Raw genomic sequence first — 5,525 nt, 5'->3', positions numbered from 1 at the left:
GGCGAGCCCGTCCGCCGAAGCGGCGATCGAACTCCGGGAGCAACTGGGGCGGATCGACGGCCGGCTGGCGGTCGTCGCCCACGACAATCCGGACCCGGATGCGATCGCGAGTGCAGTCGCACTCGTCGACGTCGCCGAGTCCGTCGGCGTCGCCGCCGACGCCTGCTATTTCGGCGACATCTCCCATCAGGAGAACCGGGCCATGGTCAACTTGCTCGAGCTGGATCTGCGAAACATGGACCCGGACGACTCGCTCGCGGAGTATTCGGCGTTCGCGCTGGTCGATCACTCCCGACCCGGCGTCAACGATCAGCTTCCAACGGACCTCCACGCCGATATCGTCATCGACCACCATCCGCCGCGCGGGCCGGTTCCCGGCGAGTTCGTCGACCTCCGGCAGGGTGCGGGTGCGACCAGCACCGTCCTGACGGAGTACGTCGAACGCTTCGATCTCGCGTTCGACCCCTCGACGGCGACGGCGCTGTTGTACGGCATTCGGGTCGACACGAACGATTTCACACGGGAGGTTTCGCCCGCCGACTTCATGGCCGCGTCCACCCTGTCTCCCCACGTCGATACGTCGATTCTGCGCCAGATCGAACAACCCTCGCTCGAGGGCGAGACCCTCGAGACGATCGCGCGAGCGATCAAGAACCGCGTCCAGCGCGATTCGGTGGCCGTCGCCAGCGTCGGGCGGATCGGCGACCGGGACGCGTTACCCCAGGCGGCCGATCAGTTGCTCGCAATGGAGGGCGTCGAGACGACGCTCGTGTTCGGGTTCGACGACGAGATGGTGTTCCTGTCAGCCCGCTCGCGGGCCACCGACGTCGACCTCGGCGAGACGCTCCGTGACGGGTTCGATCGGATCGGCAGCGCCGGCGGCCACGCCGACATGGCCGGCGCGCAACTCGAGATCGGGATCCTGGGAAGCGCCGACGACGAGGTGGAGGTCGAATCGATCGTCAGTGTCGTCGAGGAGGTGATCACGAACCGGTTCTTCGAGGCGATCCGGACGCGACCCGGGGTTCCGGTGGGTGCCTACACGCAGACCAGCGAGTGGTTGTTCACCCAGCGCGGCGAGCCGGAAGACGGCGAGTCGGCGTGAGCGGTGTCGAGGGCCGAGAGTGGGAATCCGGCTGGCGGCGTCAGTAACAGTACTTTTGCGCGCGGCTCCCGTGTCCCCGTCTATGGACGTCATGTCGGACCGGACGAAACCCCAGGTCAAGGAGTACATGACGCGCGACGTGGCGACGGTGTCGCCGGACGAGACCGTCGGCGAGGTCGCGACGCGGATCGCCGAGAGCGAGGAGCACAGCGGCTTTCCGGTCTGCGAGCGACGGCGCGTCGAGGGCTTCGTCAGCGCCCGCGACCTACTGCTCGCCGGGGACGACGATCTGATCTTCAAGGTTATGGCGACCGATCTGCTGGTGGCCCACCCCGACATGAAGGTAAACGACGCCGCTCGAGTCATCCTTCGCTCTGGCATACAGAAACTCCCCGTCGTCGACGACGCGGGCAATCTGGTGGGGATCATCTCCAACGCGGACGTCATCCGCAGTCAGATCGAGCGCGCGACCCCCGAAAAAGTCGGCAAGCTGATGCGAACGTTGGAGCAGATCCACGAGATCGACCTGACGGAGGAGCGCCGGACCGTTCCGCTCTCGGAGCTGACGCCCACGCAGGGACGGGTCTACGCCGACGAACTCGAGGGCCGGCGCTACGAACTCGAGCGGGGGCTGGCCGAACCGCTGGTCGTCATCGACAACGACGGCACCCTCCTGCTGGCGGACGGCCACCACCGCGTGCTCGCGGCTGACCGGCTGGGAATCGACGAGATGGACGCCTACGTCATCGTCGTCGACACCGAAATCGATCTGGGGATGGCACGCACGGCTCAAAAGGAGGGCCTCGAGCGAATCGACGACATCGACGTCGTCGATTACGCCCGTCATCCGCTGGTTCAGACGACGAAGCGGCTGCAGTCCGACGGCGGTGACGGCAGGGAGACGGAGTAACACCGTCGGACTGCAGCCGCTCACGACGGTGTCTTACACTCGTCGGACGCTGCCGGTCGGAGCCGGCGGTCGTCTGATGATCGGCCCCTTCCACCGTCGAATCGGCTCGTGATGGCCCCAGAACACTGGCCGTCTCTCCCTCTGATCCGTTTCTCACGCCGATCCGTTTCTCACGCCGATCCGTCCTCCCCGAACCTTCATTGCGTCGTCGGCAAATATTACGACCATGTACGACGACGAGGATCTCGAGGAGATCCGCGAGGAAGGCCGGCGATGGGAGACCGAGTCGCTCGAGCCGGTTCTCGAGCGCCACGACGAGCGGAAGGACCGGTTCGCGACGGTTTCGAACCACGAGGTCGATCGGCTCTATACCCCCGAGGACGTCTCGGAGCTCGACTATCTCGATGACCTGGGGTTTCCGGGCGAGGAACCCTACACTCGGGGGCCGTACCCGACGATGTACCGCGGTCGCACGTGGACGATGCGTCAGTTCGCCGGCTTCGGGACTGCAGAGGAGACCAACGAGCGCTTTCACTACCTGATCGACGAGGGGCAGACCGGTCTCTCCGTGGCGTTCGACATGCCGTCGCTGATGGGGCTCGATTCGGACGACCCCATGAGCGAGGGCGAAATCGGCCGGGAGGGGGTCGCCGTCGACACGCTCCGGGACATGGAGATCCTCTTCGACGGGATCGACCTTGCGGAGATCTCGACCTCCTTTACGATCAACCCCTCCGCGCCGGTGATCTACGCGATGTACGTCGCGCTGGCGGATCAGCGGGGCGTTCCCCGCGGGGCGCTTCGCGGGACCCTCCAGAACGACATGTTCAAGGAGTTCATCGCCCAGAAGGAGTGGGTGATCCCGCCGGAGCCGTCGCTCGATCTCGTGACGGACGTCCTCGAGTTCAGCACGGCGGAGACGCCGAAGTTCCACCCGATTTCGGTGTCGGGCTATCACATCCGCGAGGCCGGCTCGACCGCCGTACAGGAGCTGGCCTTTACCCTCGCGGACGGCTTCGGCTACGCCGAGGACGCGATCGAGCGCGGGCTCGACATCGACGAGTTCGCGCCGCGGCTCTCCTTTTTCTTCAACTGTCACAACTCCTTCTTCGAGGAGATCGCGAAGTTCCGGGCGGCCCGGCGAATCTACGCGCGGGTGATGGACGACTGGTACGACGCGGACGCCGACGAGTCAAAGCGGCTCAAGTTCCACACCCAGACGGCGGGCCAGTCGCTGACGGCCCAGCAGCCGCTGAACAACGTCGCCCGAGTGACGATGCAGGCGCTGGCCGGCGTCCTCGGGGGCACCCAGTCGCTCCACACCAACAGCTTCGACGAGGCGCTCGCGCTCCCGGGCGAGGAGGCGGTCCGCGTCGCGTTGCGGACCCAGCAGATCATCGCCGAGGAGTCCGGCGCGGCGGACATCGTCGACCCGATGGGCGGCTCCTTCGCCGTCGAGACGCTCACGAACGAGATCGAGGAGCGGACGATGCGCTACATCGAGGAGATCCGGGAGATGGGTGACGGCTCGGTCCGCGACGGAATTCTCACGGGAATCGAGGACGGCTACTTCCTCCGGGAGATTCAGGACGCCTCGTACGAGTACCAGGAGCGCGTCGAGCGCGGCGAGGAGGTCGTCGTCGGCGTCAACGAGTACACGCTCGAGGAGGACACCAGTCCCGAGATCCTCCAGATCGACGAGACCACGGCCGAACGTCAGCTCGGCCGCCTCGAGGACGTGAAATCCGACCGGGACGACGGAGCGGTCGCGGACGCGCTCGAGGCCCTGGCCGAGGCCAGCGAACGCGACGAGAACGCGATGCCGTACATCGTCGACGCGGTGAAAGCCTACGCGACGATGGGCGAGATCATGGCGGTCTTCGAGGACCAGTACGGCGCGTACAGCGAGACCATCGGGCTGGCCTAGACGGTCTGGTGTCCCGATGTCCCGGCGCACCCGCAGGGCGGTTCGCGGTTTTCGGAACTGGCTGACAACAGTCCGTCTGAGAGCGGGACGCGGCGTGCTGTCGCGAGAACGTGACCCGCGGAAGTTAGGCGTCGTCGAACCGAGAGAGGACGCCGACGACGAACCCGAGCGATAGCAGCAGGATACCGACGGCGACGGCACCGTAGGCAGCGAGCGAGAGCGGTGAGACGGCCACCGCGACCGTCCCGATAGTGATCGTCTCGAGCCCGGTGTAGTCGGGGAGAGTTGCCCCGAGCAGCGCCCCGAAGGCGGCGGTCGCGACGACCAGTGCGAGGCCGAGGCTGGCGACGGCTCCCCTGCCAGCGATCGTTCGATCGTCGGTCACGGCTCCCGATACGTCGTCCCGGATAGTGGAGTTTGTGCTGTGGCGATGTCGGGTCGACGATCGAACGCCACGCTCGGACGGATAATGATGGAACGGAGAGAGTACCGTTTCAACTAATAAAGTTGAAACGGGCCCGTCGATGACACAAGGCGTGTATTCCCCGGTGTATCCTATCGAAGGAGCAAAGCCGGAAAACATATGGTCCCTTTCTTGTCTTCTAGGTGTATGGTCCGATATCCTGATGGAAGCTGTCCTGATTGCGGTGAACGGCTGTTCGCTCGGATCGACGGTCCCGCTCGGTGCGCAAACTGCGTCACCCCTCGCTCTGCGGATCGGATCGATCGGGAGCCGTCGACGGCCTCGCGGTAGTTTTCGAGGGAGACCGCGTCTGTAGTGGTGTTACCGCCCGGTGTGTTCTCCCACCGTTTCGGCCAGTGCGGACCTCGAGTCGCTCCGTACTCGAATCTCGATCGGTGGCACCCCGTATGGCACCGGTGGCACCCTCGCATGGCCCCGACACCCCCGAATGGCACCGGTCGCTTCCTCGTCTGCCGAGAGAAGCTGGGAAACGCTCTTCCCCGTCTGCCGCGTATCTCGCCGATAGTGGTCGTCTATGAGCTCCGATAAGGCCGAGTCCGACCGACCGACACCGCAGCGCCGGCTCTCCGAAAAGGAACTGTTCTTGCTCCTCCTGGTCGGGATCTCGGTTATGATGGCGGTGACCGGGTTCGTGCTCATCATCAACTGATCGCGACGGCGGTCGGCTACTGATCGCGACGGCGGTCGGCTCTCAGCCGCGATCAGGGCTCGCCGGTGTCGTATCGCGTCCGGTCGTCGGTTTCGATCACTCGAGCCGCGAGGTAGGTCACGAACGCGAGCGTTCCCATCGTCGACAGCAGGACGGCGAACTGGATCGTCGACTGGAGCGGATCGAACCCCCACGGGTTGAACACCGCGAAGACCGCGACGAAGAACGCCATGATCAGGAAGGGGACCGTGTTGACTGCGAGGTCGAGCGCAACTTCCGCGTCGAAGGCAGGTCGGCTCATCGGTAGCTGTTAGAGTTGTGGTGTCTCGAGCGAGTCGTTCGGTGAACGGTTCCGATTCACGATTCGATCCCGCGGCTCTCGCCGCGCTCGGCTCGGCGGGACCGCACGAGTCCGGCCCCGCCGATCGTCACCACGCCGGCGACGACGAG

General features: G+C 65.4%; 6 protein-coding genes. 4 read left to right on the top strand and 2 right to left on the bottom strand.

Translation table 11 applies throughout. The annotated features are described in order from the left end of the window. The 3 genes from PGX04_RS30295 to PGX04_RS30285 form a co-directional block, all read left to right on the top strand. A partial coding sequence (locus PGX04_RS30295) for a DHH family phosphoesterase (protein WP_273741880.1) occupies window positions 1-1,105 on the top strand: 1,105 nt, incomplete at its 5' end. 82 nt (window positions 1,106-1,187) lie between these two features. Continuing rightward, entirely contained in the window at window positions 1,188-2,015 is an 828-nt protein-coding gene (locus PGX04_RS30290) for a CBS domain-containing protein (RefSeq protein WP_273741879.1), read from the top strand. A gap of 226 nt (window positions 2,016-2,241) precedes the next feature. Further along, on the top strand, window positions 2,242-3,942 hold the full coding sequence (locus PGX04_RS30285) for a methylmalonyl-CoA mutase family protein (protein WP_273741878.1): 1,701 nt from the start codon (window positions 2,242-2,244) through the stop codon (window positions 3,940-3,942). A 124-nt stretch (window positions 3,943-4,066) separates the two neighbouring features. Here PGX04_RS30285 and PGX04_RS30280 read toward each other — a convergent pair whose 3' ends face one another. Beyond that, window positions 4,067-4,327 (bottom strand): DUF7520 family protein, encoded by a 261-nt coding sequence (locus tag PGX04_RS30280; RefSeq protein WP_273741877.1) that lies wholly within the window; start codon window positions 4,325-4,327, stop codon window positions 4,067-4,069. Window positions 4,328-4,940: 613 nt separating this feature from the next. Here PGX04_RS30280 and PGX04_RS30275 point away from each other — a divergent pair. Next, window positions 4,941-5,075, top strand: coding sequence for a hypothetical protein (locus PGX04_RS30275; protein WP_273741876.1), 135 nt, complete (start codon window positions 4,941-4,943; stop codon window positions 5,073-5,075). A gap of 52 nt (window positions 5,076-5,127) precedes the next feature. Here the strand turns inward: PGX04_RS30275 and PGX04_RS30270 are convergent, their stop codons facing one another. Beyond that, window positions 5,128-5,376: a DUF6684 family protein gene (locus tag PGX04_RS30270; RefSeq protein WP_098724228.1), complete on the bottom strand. Its 249-nt coding sequence runs from the start codon at window positions 5,374-5,376 to the stop codon at window positions 5,128-5,130. Window positions 5,377-5,525: the final 149 nt, after the last annotated feature.

This window comes from Natrinema soli, from assembly GCF_028618695.1.
This window is presented reverse-complemented; position numbering and strand designations above follow the sequence as displayed.

What these genes read in the sequence shown, in the direction of transcription:
- PGX04_RS30270 (WP_098724228.1), bottom strand. Translation starts at nt 5,376, where the DNA reads ATGAGCCGACCTGCCTTCGACGCGGAAGTTGCGCTCGACCTCGCAGTC.
- PGX04_RS30285 (WP_273741878.1), top strand. Translation starts at nt 2,242, where the DNA reads ATGTACGACGACGAGGATCTCGAGGAGATCCGCGAGGAAGGCCGGCGA.
- PGX04_RS30290 (WP_273741879.1), top strand. Translation starts at nt 1,188, where the DNA reads ATGGACGTCATGTCGGACCGGACGAAACCCCAGGTCAAGGAGTACATG.
- PGX04_RS30275 (WP_273741876.1), top strand. Translation starts at nt 4,941, where the DNA reads ATGAGCTCCGATAAGGCCGAGTCCGACCGACCGACACCGCAGCGCCGG.